Origin of the sequence: Marinobacter sp. JSM 1782161, from assembly GCF_011421605.1 — a bacterium.
In the GTDB taxonomy this organism is placed as follows: domain Bacteria; phylum Pseudomonadota; class Gammaproteobacteria; order Pseudomonadales; family Oleiphilaceae; genus Marinobacter_A; species Marinobacter_A bohaiensis.
This window is the reverse complement of record NZ_WSSA01000003.1, coordinates 442,317-456,288: the sequence shown is the minus strand read 5'-3', so window position 1 is coordinate 456,288 and position 13,972 is coordinate 442,317. Positions and strand designations below refer to the sequence as shown.

Genomic DNA, 13,972 nt, shown 5'->3' with positions numbered 1-13,972 from the left:
ACTCAGTGCCGCCGTGTGTGGCGGTAATCCCGTGGCGACAGGCCCATCACCTTCTTGAACAGCCTGGAAAAGTAATAGCTGTCCTCGTAGCCCAGCCCGTCGCTGATCTGGCGGAAGGTCTGGTCGGAATTGTCCAGCAGCTGGCACGCCCGTTCCACTTTCAAGTGCAGGAACTGCTGGATCGGCGCCACGCCGGTCAGGCTGCGGTAGCGGGTGGCGAAATGGGCCGGTGACAGGCCGGCCAGCTCCGCCAGGTTCTCCAGGGTCAGCCGCTCGTCCAGGCGCTCTTTCATAAAGCTGTGGATGCTGTCCAGATCCAGCGGCTGGCGGTGGGCCAGCGGCTCGGTGCACAGGGTGACGGCGGTCAGCAGTTGGCGCAGCCGGTTGGCCGCGTGGATCAGTCCCGCCGGTCGGAAGCCGGTCTGCTGTACCGCCAGCAGGCCGTTGAAATCCACCAGCAGGCGCGGCTGCTGTCCGACATGGCGCACCAGCGTCTGGCGCGAAAAGCCCATGTGTTCGCGGAACGCGGGAGCCAGGCCGCCGGCGTAGTGCACCCAGTGCAGGGACCAGGGCTGATCGGTGTCGGCCACGTAGCGATGGGCGGCGCCGCGCGGCAGCAGCAGGAGGTCGCCGGCGTGAATGCGGTGGGCCTCGCCTTCCACATTCAGATGCGCGACGCCATCAGTGCAGTAGATCAGCAACTCGTCGTCGTGGTGCTGGCGGTGCATGTGGTGCCCGCCGGCCTGGCGGTAATGGCCGAAGGCGACCGGGTAGAGGTCGCGGGTCAGGGGGTGTTCGGCCAGCATGCGCACCAGGCGCGAGGGCACCACGTAGCGGACGCTGTCGGGTGGCAGCGGCCACTGGGAAGTCCGGCTCATGCTTGAGTCCTGTTCGTCTTGTCATTGTTTTCGAAAAATAATCCATCACGCGCGAAATTTAGTCAATCTTGGTGCGTGAATCCCTGTGCTAGCATCAATGGAAAGTCGGCGCTGAAGCGCGTCATGTCGCATCAGCGGCCGTTCCTTGCCTACAAAAACAACAGGGGAATGACCATGAAAAAAGTGCCACTCTTTATCGAGGGCGAGTTCTGCCAGAGTGCCGGTAACGACTGGATCGACGTCACCAACCCGGCCACCAACGAAGTGATCGCCCAGGTGCCCAGCGCCACCGAGGACGAGATGCAGCGGGCCATCGCTCACGCCGGTGAAGCCTTCAAAAGCTGGAAGGAGACGCCGGTCTCCGAACGGGCGCGCCTGATGATGCGTTACCAGGCATTGCTCAAGGAGCACCACGACGAGATCGCCGAGATCCTGTCCCAGGAAACCGGCAAGACCTTCGAGGACGCCAAGGGCGATGTCTGGCGCGGCATCGAGGTGGTGGAGCACGCCGCCAACATCCCATCCCTGATGATGGGCGAGACCGTCGAGAACGTCGCCCGCGAGATCGACACCTACTCCTACACCCAGCCCCTGGGCGTCTGCGCCGGCATCACGCCGTTCAACTTCCCGGCCATGATTCCCCTGTGGATGTTCCCCATGGCCATCGCCGCCGGTAATACCTTTGTCCTCAAGCCCTCCGAACAGGACCCGTTGACGCCGACCCGCCTGGCCGAGCTGTTCGTCGAGGCCGGCGCGCCCAAGGGCGTGCTGCAGGTGGTCCACGGCGCCAAGCCGCAGGTGGACACGCTGCTGACCGATCCCGCCATCAAGGCGGTGTCCTTCGTCGGCTCCGTCCCGGTGGGCCGTTACATCTACGAGACCGGCACCCGCAACATGAAGCGGGTACAGAGCTTCGCCGGCGCCAAGAACCACATGGTGATCCTGCCGGACGCCGACAAGGAACAGGTGGTCAACGCCCTGGTCGGTGCTTCCGTCGGCGCCGCCGGCCAGCGCTGCATGGCCATTTCCGTGGCGGTGTTCGTGGGCGAGGCCCAGGAGTGGATTCCGGAAGTGAAAGAGGCGCTGGCGAAGGTACGTCCGGGCGCCTGGAACGACTCCGGTGCCAGCTACGGCCCGGTCATCAGCTCGAAAGCCAAAGACCGGATTGAGCAGCTTATCGGCCAGGGCGAGCAGGAAGGCGCACGGCTGCTGCTGGACGGTCGCGGCTGCACCGTCGACGGCTTGCCGGACGGCAACTGGGTGGGCCCGACGCTGTTCGCCGGCGTGACCCCGGAGATGAGCATCTACAAGGAAGAAATCTTCGGCCCGGTGCTGAGCTGCATGGAAGTGGATTCGCTGGATGACGCCATCGAGCTGGTCAACAACAGCCCCTACGGCAACGGTACCTCGATCTTCACCAGCTCCGGCGGCGCCGCGCGTCACTTCCAGCACGACATCGAAGTGGGGCAGGTGGGCATCAACATCCCGATTCCGGTGCCCCTGCCGTTCTTCTCCTTCACCGGCTGGAAGGGCTCGTTCTACGGCGACCAGCACGCCTACGGCAAACAGGCGGTGAAGTTCTACACCGAGACCAAGACCATCACCGCCCGCTGGTTCTCCAGTGACGCGGTGGCCGGCCCGAACTTCTCCATCCGGATGCACTGAGGAGCGCCGGTATGGATTTCGCGCTGAACGAAGACCAGCTGGCCTATCGGGACGCGGCACGGGCTTTCGCCGACAAGGCGATGGCCCCGCACGCTGCCGGCTGGGACATCGACCACACTTTCCCTGTTGACGTCATCCGCGAGGCCGGCGAGCTGGGCTTCTGCGGCATCTACACCCCCGAGGATAGCGGCGGGCTGGGGCTGTCGCGGCTGGACACCTCGATCATCGTCGAGGAGCTGGCGGCGGCCTGTCCGTCGACCGCGGCCTACATCACCATCCACAACATGGCCACCTGGATGGTGGCCTGCTTTGGCTCGGATGCGGTGCGCGACACCATCGCCCCGCGCATGGCCAGCGGCGAGTACCTGGGGTCCTACTGCCTGACCGAGCCCGGCGCCGGCTCCGACGCCGCCAACCTGCAGACCAAAGCGGTGCGGGACGGCGACGGCTATCGCCTGACCGGTTCCAAGGTGTTCATCTCCGGCGCCGGGGCGACCCAGATCCTGCTGGTGATGGCCCGCACCGGCGCGCCGGACAGCGGCGCCAGGGGTATTTCCGCGTTCGTGGTGCGGGCCGATGCCGAGGGCGTTCACTACGGCAAATCCGAGGACAAGATGGGCTGGCACAGTCAGCCCACCCGTCAGGTCAGTTTCGACAGCGTCCACGTGCCGCTGGAAAACCGGCTGGGCGAGGAGGGCGAAGGCTTCCGCTTCGCCATGAAGGGGCTGGACGGCGGGCGTCTGAACATCGCCACCTGCTCGCTCGGCGGTGCCCAGGCGGCGCTGCTGCGGGCGCGGGATTACCTGCATGAACGCAGCCAGTTCGGCCAGCCCCTGGCCCAGTTCCAGGCGCTGCAGTTCAAGCTGGCGGACATGGCCACCGATCTGGTGGCGGCGCGGCAGATGGTACGCCTGGCGGCCTGGAAGCTGGATCACGGCGATCCGGAGGTCACGCTGCACTGCGCCATGGCCAAGCGCTTCGCCACCGACGCCTGCTTTGAGGTGTGCAACCAGGCGCTGCAGCTGCACGGCGGTTACGGCTACATCCGTGAATACCCGCTGGAGCGCTACGTGCGGGACCTGCGGGTGCACCAGATCCTGGAAGGCACCAACGAAATCATGCGACTGATCATCGCGCGCCGGGTGCTGGAATCCGGCGTTGCCGAAGCCATTCAATAAGGAGAACAACACCGATGAGCGATTTCATCCGGCTGGAAAATCGTGGCCATGTCGCGGTCCTGACCATCGCCAACCCACCGGCGAACACCTGGACCGAGCAGTCCCTGGGCGACCTGGCGGACATCGTCGAGTCCCTCAATGCCGACCGCAACATCTTCGCCCTGGTGATCACTGGTGAGGGCGAGAAGTTCTTCTCCGCCGGCGCCGACCTCAAGACCTTTGCCGACGGCGACGAGGGTCGGGCCAACCGCATGGCCCAGGCGTTCGGTCACGCCTTCGCCACCCTGAGCCGGTTCCGCGGGGTGTCCATCGCCGCGGTCAACGGCTACGCCATGGGCGGTGGCCTGGAGTGCGCCCTGGCCTGCGACATCCGCATCGCCGAGGAACAGGCGCAGATGGCATTGCCGGAAGCCGGCGTCGGCCTGCTGCCCTGTGCCGGCGGCACCCAGAACCTGCCGTGGCTGGTGGGCGAGGGCTGGGCCAAGCGCATGATCCTGTGCGGCGAGCGGGTCAAGGCGGACAAGGCCCTGGCAATTGGCCTGGTCGAGGAAGTGGTGGCGACGGGCGCGTCCCTGGACAAGGCTGTCGAACTGGCGGAAATGGCCTGCAAGCAGAGCCCGTCGTCCATTGCCCGCTGCAAGAATCTGGTGATGAGCGCCCGTGATGGCCGTTCCCACGACGATGGCTGGCGCATGGAACGGGAGCTGTTCGTGGAACTCTTCTCCACCGAGGATCAGCGCGAAGGCGTCAACGCGTTCCTGGAAAAGCGTGCGCCCGAGTGGAAAAACCGGTAAGGCCTGGAGTGAGCATGTCTGAACAAGCGATTGTGTTTGAGGAAAAGCCCGCAGCGGGCGGCAAGCGCGTCGGCGTGGCCTGCCTGAACCAGCCCAAGGCGCTCAATTCCCTGTCCCTGCCGATGATCCGGGCGCTGGAAGCGCAGCTGGAGCGCTGGGCGGCGGACGACGCCATCGCGGCCGTCTGGCTGGAAGGCGCCGGGGACAAGGCGTTCTGTGCCGGTGGCGATATCGTCGCACTGTACCGTTCGATGACTGAAGGTAGCAGCGGGCCGGACGAAGGCGTCGAGTTCTTCACCGAGGAATACGCCCTCGACTACCAGATACACACCTTCCCCAAGCCGATTGTGGCCTGGGGCAACGGTTTCGTGATGGGCGGCGGCGTGGGTCTGCTGGCGGGCGCCTCCCACCGTGTGGTGACCGAGCACTCGCGGGTGGCGATGCCCGAAGTCACCATCGGGCTCTATCCGGACGTCGGAGCCAGCTGGTTTCTCAACCACATGCCGGGACACCTGGGGCTGTTTATCGGCCTGACCGGCGTGCACCTCAACGCCGCCGATGCCTGCTATCTGGGGCTGGCGGATCGCCGCATCGCCCATGAACATCGGGACGCCGTGCTCGACGGCCTGCTGCAATCCGATGACCTGGCGGCGGCGCCGCAGGCGGCCGTCAACGGCGTCCTGCGCACGTTCGAGCGGGAGTCGGTGGCGGTCATGCCGACCTCGGCGGTCCAGGCGCGCCGGGAAGCGATCGACGAGCTGATGGACGTCGAAGGCCTCGCCAGCCAGGTCAAACGCATCGCGGACTATGACGGCGACGATGCCTGGTTCCAGCGGGCGGCCAAAACCGCCCGGACCGGCTCGCCCACCACCATGGCGATACTCGAACGCCAGTTGCGGGAGACGCGGCTGGACGGTCTGAAAACGGTGTTCGACAAGGAGCTGAAGCTGTCGATCCGTTGCCTGGAGAAAGGCGAGTTCGCCGAAGGCATCCGGGCGCTGCTGATCGACAAGGACAAGAACCCGCGCTGGCGTTATCCGTCGCTGGAGAGTATGGACCCGGCCTGGGTGGCGGGTTTTTTCGAGTAGGTTTACCTGGATCACGTGGGATCCCCCTCTCCCCTTGCGGGAGAGGGTTGGGGAGAGGGGGCAGCTGCCAATTCCCAAACAAAAACAACAGGAGCAAAAAACATGGCCAACATTACCTTCATCGGACTGGGCAACATGGGTGGCCCCATGGCCCACAATCTGCTCAAGGCCGGACACACGGTCACGGTATTCGACCTGTCCGCCGATGCGGTCAAGGCGGTGACCGACGATGGCGCCAGGACGGCGGACACAGTCCACGCGGCGGCCGAGGGCGCGGAAGTCCTGATCACCATGCTGCCCGCCGGCGAGCACGTCGAGGCGGTCTACCTGGGCGAGGACGGTCTGCTCAACAGCCTGTCCACGTCGACCCTGGTGATCGATTCCTCCACCATTGCGCCGGAAACGTCGCGCGGTGTTGCCGACGCGGCGCGGGAGAAGGGCATCGAGTTTCTGGACGCCCCGGTGTCCGGTGGTGTGGGCGGTGCCAAAGCGGGCACCCTGACCTTTATCTGCGGCGGTGAGGACGCCGCGTTCGAGAAAGCTAAACCGATCCTGCAGGATATGGGCAGGAACATCTTTCACGCCGGCCCTCACGGCGCCGGGCAGGTGGCCAAACTGTGCAACAACATGCTGCTGGCGGTGCTGATGAACGGCACCTGTGAGGCCCTGGCCCTGGGGGTGAAGAACGGCCTGGACCCGGCGGTGCTGTCGGAAATCATGCGCCAGAGTTCGGGCGGCAACTGGGCCCTGAACGTCTACAATCCCTGGCCGGGGGTGATGGAGGGCGCGCCGGCCGGCAACGACTACCAGGGCGGTTTCCTGGTGGACCTGATGAACAAGGATCTGGGCCTGGCATTCGATAACGCGGTGAAGAACAAGGCGCCGATTCCCATGGGCGCGCTGGCGCGCAATATGTACGCGCTGCACGGCCAGCAAGGCAACGGGCGGCTGGATTTCTCCAGCATCCAGCGGTTCTATCGAGGGGAGTGACCGCCGCTATCGACGGTGCTCGGTAATCGCTGGCCTCATGCGATTGCCCCGGGGTTGGTTGAAGCGGATGGAAGCCCTTGCCGGAGAAGGGGCAGGGATGCCCCGACCGGTATAAACGGTCAGGGACGGCGGTGTATTACGGCGGAGGCAAGGGCGTCCATTCGCTTCTCGCTTGAGATCTCCGCCCTGATACGCCGCTGAATTGTTCTCGCCCACAAGGTCGCAAATGCCATCGCAACCTCCTGAAAATCTGGGTGTAACGTGAACTTTGACGACAGGTTCCATAGACTGGACGCTCATTCCGAGACCGGAGCACCCTGAATGGCCGACACGCCACCATCCGCGGACAGCGCGCGCAGCGACAAACCATCACGTCTTGCCATTCCCGCCAACATGACCACCCCCATCTACGGGCTGTTCATTCTGGGAATTCTCTACACCCTGTACGTCGCGCACCAGATCATCCTGCCGATCACTCTGGCGATCCTGGCCAGTCTGCTGCTGGAACCGGCGGTAAGGGCGGCGCGGATGCGCTGGCATATTCCGCGTGGGGTGACCGCGCTGGTGCTGATCCTGGGGCTGTTGGCCGGTATGGCGGGCGTCGGTTGGGCGGTGTCCAAACCCATTCTGGAATGGGCGGAGAAAGCGCCGGAAGGCATCTCGCGTCTGCTGGTGGGCGGTCAGGGGATTACCGCCAGTATCGAGCGGGTCACCGAATCCGCCCGCGAGGTGGAAAAGAAAATGGACGAGCTGTCGCCCAACGATGACGCGCCGACCCAGGTCGTCGTGGAATCCAATTCGTGGCAGCAGACCATGTTCACCAAGCTGCGCAACGGTGTCAGCGGTCTGGCGCTCGCCCTGGCGTTGAGCTACTTCCTGCTGGTCAGCGGCGACAGCCTGATACGTAACTTCGTGAAGCAGCTGCGCAAGCCCAACCGTCGACTCATGCTCAAAGTGGTGCGGGATTCCCAGAGCCAGATTGCCCAGTACCTGGTGGTGATCAGCGCCAGTAATCTGCTGGTAGGGCTGCTGACCGGCCTCATGTGCTGGGCGGTGGGCCTGCCGTCGCCGGCGGTGTGGGGGCTGATCGCCGGGCTGGCGCGCTTCGTGCCCTACCTGGGCGTGATCGTGACGGTCGGTCTGCTGGGCGTGGTGTCCCTGACCAGCCTCGACACCCTGTGGATGATGGCCATCGCGCCGCTTGGCTACGTCGCGCTCACCTCACTGGTGGGCTTTTTCATCGAGCCCTACATTCACGGCTTCCGTATGTCGATCAACCCGGTGGTGATCTTCCTGTCGATCTTCTTCTGGGGCTGGTTGTGGGGTGCGATCGGCGTGGTGATGGCGGTGCCGCTGATGACCGTGCTGCAGGTGGTGCTCAGGCAGATTCCCCGGTTGCGGCCGGTTTACCGGGTGATTGCCCGCTAGACGGACATGCCTTTCGGGCGGCAAGGCATTGCCTGCCGCCTTATCCCTTGCCGATGCTGTCGAGGCTGCCTTCGCCGGCAAACAGGTCCGACGTGTACTCCAGCGGGCTCTTGCCGGTCACCATGTCAAAGCTGGCACCAGCCAGGGACAGGGCCGCCCCCAACGCGCCGCCGTAGAGCGTGCCTCCCGCCACCTGGGCCAGGTAGCCCTGCTCATCACCGGTCATCTTCTGGTAGAGCACGTCCACCATGGGCAGGTGCTGCAGCGGGTTGACCACATCCACCAGATCGCTCCAGGAGGCATTGTTGCCGTCGTCGAACAGGGTGCGCGGGCTGCTTGGCAGTGCCTCTTCTCCGCTCTCGGTGGCGGTGCTGCCGGCCAGGGTCTGTGCCGTGGTTTCGGCCTCAGTGCTGGCTTCGGCGGATGCACTCAGCAACGGACCAATGGCCCCGGTCAGGCCGCTGAACAGGCCCTGGCTGAGGGCGGTCATGGCCTGGTCGCCGCTGGCGTCGGCCAGTTCTCCGGTAGCCGAAGCGGCGCTGCTGCCGCTCAGTCCGTCCGTCACGGCGCCGCTCATCAGATCGGAGAAAATCTGGTCGAACTGGCCGGCGTTGGAGGTGTCCGCCGATACGCCGGAGGTGTCCTCGTCATTGGCCGTCGTCGGGGAGGTGCTGCTTGTGACATCGGGGTTGCTGAAGAAACTGCTGATTTCCATGATCATTCTCCGGGCACGGCCTGGGCCGGGTGGCGACAAGCGGCAAAGGTTTGCAGCGAGCGCGCGGTTTTTCACATCCGTTAGACGATTCAGCAATAACTGAGCCAGTCCTGATGATGGCCTTTGCCGGCAACATGCCGCGGGTGAGCTGGCTGCGCGACGCCGGGCCCGGGATTGTTGTCGCACGCTATGAAGCAACCGGCAAAATGGCCTAACCTGTCGACATGGCCTGATCGCGGTGTAACGCGGTCAGAGTGGCCGCTCCAGACACCCAAGGTGATAGAGGGGGAAGTAACTTATGCCGGATGATCATGCCCACCACCGGATGCGCTCCATTGGCCTGATCGACATGCAGTCGGGTGGCGATGTGAGTCGCATCATCACCTCCGGCGTCGCGCATCTGCCAGGCGCCTCGGTGCTGGAGAAGATGCGCTATATCCAGGAACACGGCGACGGGTTCCGCCGGCTGCTGCTGTCCGAACCCTACGGCGATCCGTTCATGTCCCTGGACCTGATCGTGGAGCCGTCGCATCCGGAAGCCCAGGCGGGCTACATCATCATGGAAGCCATGGGCTACCCGCTGTATTCGGGCTCCAACACCATCTGCACGGCCACCGCGATCCTGCAAAGCGGCATCGTGCCCATGGAGGAGGGCGAGCAGTCGCTGGTGCTGGAATCCCCCGCTGGCCTGGCGCGGATCAAGGCCTATAACGAGAACGGCCGCACCCAGTCGATCACGACGCAGGGGGAACCCGCCTACGTGGAAGCGCGGGATCAGGAAGTGGAGGTGCCGCATTACGGCCGGGTGCGCTTCGACCTGGTCTGGAGCGGCGCCTATTTTGCGCTGGTGGACGCAGCCCAGTACGGCTTCCATCTGACGGCGGAGGAAATCCCGGCATTGACCGCCTTCGGCCACGCCCTGGTGACGGCGGCACGGCCCCAGGTGACCCGGCAGCATCCGGAGTTGGGCGAAGTGGGGCCGCTGCCCTTTGCCCATTTCATGGGGCCGCTGGACCCGGTGGGCACGGACGGCTATCGCACGCCCTCCGCCACCTACGTGCATCCGGGCGTGATCTGCCGAAGCCCCACGGGGACGGGGACCTCGGCGCGGCTGGCGCTGATGTACGACGCCGGCGAGATCCAGGATGGCCAGTGGATCGAAACGGTCTCGCCCCGCGGCAGCTCCTTTATAGGCAAGGTGCTGGGGGAGGCCACCGTCGCCGGGCATCGGGCCATGAACAGCGACATCACCGGCCGCGCCTGGACTCTGGCGCGCTCGGAAGTGGTGGTGGACCTGGATGATCCGCTGGTGGACAGTTCCGACCTGGAAGGCGTCCTGGATACGCGGCCGGAGTAGCAACACCGACAATCCCGTCACGCCGGGGCGTCCTGCCCCGGCATGCTTGGCGCCAACGCCCGTGGCGCAGCTCTTGCACTGAACTTCCCCGAAACGGCGTCGTTCCGGCGTCGAACGCAACCTGTCGCCAATCGCCGGCACCACGCCGGTGCAGGCGATCAACTATGGGGAGTCCAGCATGAACAAGGAACTGATGACCGCACGCATCCTCGAGGCAAAGAACGCCAAAGGGCTGACCTGGGAAGCGATGGCGCAATCCATTGGCCTGTCGCCGGTGTTCACCACCTCGGCCTGCTTCGGCTCCAACAGCCTGACCGAGGACAAGGCACTGGCGGTGTGTGAAATGCTGGAGCTGGACAGGGAGGTCGCAGACGCCCTCCAGGCCTGTCCGTACAAAAGCTGGGACTGGACCGTACCCCAGGATCCGCTGATCTACCGCTTCTACGAAGTGACTGGCGTCTATGGCGATACGCTCAAGGCGCTGATCCACGAGAAGTTCGGTGACGGCATTATGAGCGCCATCGATTTCGAGATGGCGGTGGACAAGGAGGAAAACCCGGCTGGCGACCGGGTGGTGGTGACCATGAGTGGGAAATTCCTGCCCTACAAGAAGTGGTAGGGCGGGGCGTCCTGACCCGGCGGCATCGGACACCGGCAACTTTCGTTTGTTGATCGCCCTTCGCCTCGAACTGACCTTTGCTGTTTACAAATGAGAATTATTCTCATATTGTGGGTGTGTATCGTCTCGATTGATTGGAACGAGTTTCGAATCACGCTCTGGCAACGCGTCACGTCGGTGCTCATTGGCACCGTACAGGCGACAGAAGGGGGGGAAGGATCATGCTGCTGGCACTGCGAAGAAACGATGCGCCCCGGGAGATCGATATCCCCGTGGACGGCACGGAGCCCCGCGACCGGGAAATCCTGGAAGGCCTCAAGGTGGCAGGGATTGCCCTTGGCGTCGCGTTCCTGGCGGGATTGTTGTCTGCCACAGGCGGCATCCTCTGATGCCGGAAGGCGGCCGGCGCCGAAGCGTCGACGCCGGCCGTCATGAAAGTCGCCGCCGTCATGACCCTCGTCAGGCGCGGATGCGGGCGGCCAGCCGGTTGGCTTCGGCGGCCATGGCTTCCAGTTCCGGCACCGTCGCCAGATTGTTGCGGGCGGCCTGACTCATGGCTTCGGAAATCTCCGCCACGCCGGACACGTTGCGGTTGATGTCCTCGCAGACACTGGTCTGTTCCTCGGCGGCGGTCGCCACCTGAGTGGTGGCGTCGTTGACCTGCGCCATCCGCCCCTGGATGTCGCCCAGGCTGGCGCGGACCGTCCCCACGGCCTCACGGCTTTCCTGACCGACAATCTCGCTGGCCTGCATGTACTCCATGGCATCCTGCGAGCCCGAGTGGATGGTTTCGATGATCTTGTCGATTTCCACCGTGGCCTCCTGCGTTTTAGACGCCAGCGAGCGCACCTCGTCCGCCACCACCGCGAAGCCGCGTCCGGCCTCGCCCGCCCGGGCGGCTTCAATGGCGGCGTTCAGCGCCAGCAGGTTGGTCTGGTCGGCAATTTCCCGGATCACTTCCATCACCTTGCCCACCTTGCGGCCGTCCTCGGCCAGGCTCGACACCGTCTCGCTGGAACTGCGGATCTGCGACACCAGCCGTTCCATGCTCTCCACCGCCGACTCAATCTGACGGTCGGCGGTATCGGTCTGTTCTGACGTTTCGCGCACTTCGCTGGCCACCGTCGCCGCATGCTGGGCCACGTCCTGGGCGGTGGCGGACATTTCGTTCATGGCGGTGGCGATCTGGTCGATGCGCTGATGGGCGTCGTCTGCCCGGTTGGACACTTCGTCGGCGTTGTCACGGATGATGTCGCGGGTGCCTTCCAACTGGCTGGCGTTGCGTGACAGCTGCTCGCTGGTGTCCACCAGGAACTGGTGCAGCTTGCGCGCCGCGTCGGCCAGACGGCCCAGCTCGTCGTTACGCCGGATGCTGACCGTCTCGCTGACGTCGCCATCGCCCAGGCGCTGGATATTGTCGATCAGTTTCTGGGTGGGGCGGATCACCGCGCGCAGCAGCACGATCACGCAGGCTACCGTCCCCAGCAGGATCGCCAGCATCAGGATGCTGCCCAGCAGTTGGGCGCGGGCGGTCACCTCGGCATCCAGCGCCTCAAGCCGTTCCATGGCGTCGGCGCGGATATCGGTGGCGGCCTGCTCGATCAGATCGCTGGGCTCGCGGTCGATCCCGCGCACGGCGGCGTCACCGGCCTTGTGGTCGAAGCCGGCGTCGACGAAATTCTGATAACCCTGGCGGTAAGCCCGGCCCATTTGCTCATGCGCGGCCTGGAAACGCTCCAGCAAATCACGGGCGTCGGCGTTGCCCAGCCGCGGGATCAGGTCGTCCAGGCTCGACTGGATGCGGTCTTCCTGGGCCTGGAACTGGCGCCAGTACTTGTCCCGGTCGTCCCTGTTGTGCCCGCGCAGCAGGACGTTCTTCCATTCCTGCACCTGGGTCTTGAACTGGCTCAGAACGTCCTGAACCTCCATGGCCTGGCCCAGGTCCTCCGAACCGAGTGCGTAGAGATCGTCCTTGACCTGCAGTGAATGGCTGAAATAGAGGCCGGCCACAACGGCGACTACCAGGTTGGCGCCGATGATGATCGTCAGCACCCGGTTGAGAATGCTCCGCGTATACCACTGCATCAGTAGACCCTCTCTAGTGTCCAGTCTGAGGTAAAGACAGAAAAATGGGTGGAGCCCCCGGAAGGGCCCAATTGGGGAGGGATTGTATGACGATTAGGTTAAAGTTTTATGAAACTGTCGCGGTCCAGGACCAATAACGGGATTTCATCGGGCGTCGGCGCGGGTGGTGACGCGACTGGCTTCCAGGCGGGGCGTGGTGTGCTGGTTCTCGATGCTGGCGACGAACTCTTCGATGTCACAGGCCAGGTCCCGCGGATGGCTGAGTGGCGCCCAATGACCGGCGTCCAGCTCGCGCCGGAACAGGGCAGGGACCCACTCGTGCAGGTCGTCGAAAAGCTGGGCGCCGACATAGCGGTCCCGTTCGGGAACGATCACCTGGACCGGGCAGTGGGCGTAGCGCACGCGGGGGTTGAGCAATCGCGGCAGCATGTTGGCGCGGTACAGGCGAATGCCGTCTCGACCGTCCGCGGACTGCCAGGGGTTGTCCGCGCCCGGGCGGATACCTTCGCTGGCGGCCAGGTACTGTGGCCAGAGCCCGCCGAGTCGGGAGCGCCACAGCGTTGCGGCCAGCCAGGGCAGGTGGAAGGCGCCGATGTACCAGGAACTGGCCGCTTGCCGGGCCACTTTCCAGTGCTCCCGTAATGAGCGGCCGCCAAGGCGGTGCCGGAACCAGTGGCCGACGTGGTCCAGGCAGGGGCCGGAAATCGAGGTGAATGACCGAATGCGCGCCCTCAGACGCTCGCCGGTCACCGACTCCCAGCACTGGATCGATCCCCAGTCGTGGCCGACCAGATGGAAGGCGCGGTCTGCCAGCACGGTATCGACCACCGCTTCCAGGTCCCGGGCCAGTAGGGGCAGCCGGTAGTCGCGGGTTCGTTGCGGGCGCTGCGAGCGACCGGCGCCGCGCACGTCGTAGGTCACCACAAACCAGTCCCGGGCGAGGTGTTCGGCGACCGCGTTCCAGACTGTCTGGTTGTCCGGGTAGCCGTGCACCAGCACGATGGCCGGGGCGTCCTGCGGGCCGCGTGTGGTGACCTGAAGCTGCACGCCGCAACCTTCGATTCGATGTTCGCTGGCCATGATGATGCTCCTGCAACCTAGTCTCGATAGCAGGGGTACTGTAGCCGCCGGTCAAAGGCGATACGATGGCCGGAGGGGCCTAAGGCCATGCCGGG

General features: G+C 64.9%; 13 protein-coding genes. 9 read left to right on the top strand and 4 right to left on the bottom strand.

Annotation, left to right across the window (positions count from 1 at the left end; genetic code table 11):
• Positions 1–2 precede the first annotated feature (2 nt).
• On the bottom strand, positions 3–878 hold the full coding sequence (locus GQB00_RS14920; protein WP_165856924.1) for an AraC family transcriptional regulator: 876 nt from the start codon (positions 876–878) through the stop codon (positions 3–5).
• A 174-nt stretch (positions 879–1,052) separates the two neighbouring features.
• Between GQB00_RS14920 and GQB00_RS14915 the strand changes: the two genes are divergently transcribed.
• The 6 genes from GQB00_RS14915 to GQB00_RS14890 all read left to right on the top strand — a co-directional run bounded on the left by GQB00_RS14915 (position 1,053) and on the right by GQB00_RS14890 (position 8,021).
• Positions 1,053–2,543 (top strand): CoA-acylating methylmalonate-semialdehyde dehydrogenase, encoded by a 1,491-nt coding sequence (locus tag GQB00_RS14915; RefSeq protein ID WP_165856923.1) that lies wholly within the window; start codon positions 1,053–1,055, stop codon positions 2,541–2,543.
• A gap of 11 nt (positions 2,544–2,554) precedes the next feature.
• Entirely contained in the window at positions 2,555–3,721 is a 1,167-nt protein-coding gene (locus GQB00_RS14910) for an acyl-CoA dehydrogenase family protein (protein ID WP_165856922.1), read from the top strand.
• 14 nt (positions 3,722–3,735) lie between these two features.
• Positions 3,736–4,515: an enoyl-CoA hydratase gene (locus tag GQB00_RS14905; protein ID WP_165856921.1), complete on the top strand. Its 780-nt coding sequence runs from the start codon at positions 3,736–3,738 to the stop codon at positions 4,513–4,515.
• Positions 4,516–4,529: 14 nt separating this feature from the next.
• Positions 4,530–5,603, top strand: a complete 1,074-nt coding sequence (locus tag GQB00_RS14900) for an enoyl-CoA hydratase/isomerase family protein (RefSeq protein WP_165856920.1) — start codon at positions 4,530–4,532, stop codon at positions 5,601–5,603.
• A gap of 102 nt (positions 5,604–5,705) precedes the next feature.
• Positions 5,706–6,593: a 3-hydroxyisobutyrate dehydrogenase gene (mmsB, locus tag GQB00_RS14895; protein WP_111497566.1), complete on the top strand. Its 888-nt coding sequence runs from the start codon at positions 5,706–5,708 to the stop codon at positions 6,591–6,593.
• Positions 6,594–6,914: 321 nt separating this feature from the next.
• Positions 6,915–8,021: an AI-2E family transporter gene (locus GQB00_RS14890; protein ID WP_111497567.1), complete on the top strand. Its 1,107-nt coding sequence runs from the start codon at positions 6,915–6,917 to the stop codon at positions 8,019–8,021.
• 40 nt (positions 8,022–8,061) lie between these two features.
• On the opposite strand, the gene GQB00_RS14885 is transcribed toward GQB00_RS14890, so the two are convergent.
• A complete protein-coding gene (locus GQB00_RS14885; protein ID WP_165856919.1) occupies positions 8,062–8,736 on the bottom strand; it encodes a hypothetical protein in 675 nt (224 codons plus the stop codon).
• 298 nt (positions 8,737–9,034) lie between these two features.
• Here GQB00_RS14885 and GQB00_RS14880 point away from each other — a divergent pair, with 298 nt between their 5' ends.
• The 3 genes from GQB00_RS14880 (at position 9,035) to GQB00_RS14870 (ending at position 11,101) form a co-directional block, all read left to right on the top strand.
• Positions 9,035–10,093, top strand: a complete 1,059-nt coding sequence (locus GQB00_RS14880; RefSeq protein ID WP_111497569.1) for a proline racemase family protein — start codon at positions 9,035–9,037, stop codon at positions 10,091–10,093.
• Positions 10,094–10,271: 178 nt separating this feature from the next.
• Positions 10,272–10,712: a cyanase gene (gene cynS / locus GQB00_RS14875; RefSeq protein ID WP_165856918.1), complete on the top strand. Its 441-nt coding sequence runs from the start codon at positions 10,272–10,274 to the stop codon at positions 10,710–10,712.
• A 221-nt stretch (positions 10,713–10,933) separates the two neighbouring features.
• Positions 10,934–11,101 carry a hypothetical protein gene (locus GQB00_RS14870; protein ID WP_165856917.1) on the top strand — a complete coding sequence of 56 codons (168 nt, stop codon included), beginning with the start codon at positions 10,934–10,936 and terminating at the stop codon, positions 11,099–11,101.
• A gap of 70 nt (positions 11,102–11,171) precedes the next feature.
• On the opposite strand, the gene GQB00_RS14865 is transcribed toward GQB00_RS14870, so the two are convergent.
• A complete protein-coding gene (locus GQB00_RS14865) occupies positions 11,172–12,797 on the bottom strand; it encodes a methyl-accepting chemotaxis protein (protein WP_165856916.1) in 1,626 nt (541 codons plus the stop codon).
• Positions 12,798–12,941: 144 nt separating this feature from the next.
• Positions 12,942–13,877, bottom strand: a complete 936-nt coding sequence (locus GQB00_RS14860) for an alpha/beta fold hydrolase (RefSeq protein WP_165856915.1) — start codon at positions 13,875–13,877, stop codon at positions 12,942–12,944.
• Positions 13,878–13,972 lie beyond the last annotated feature (95 nt).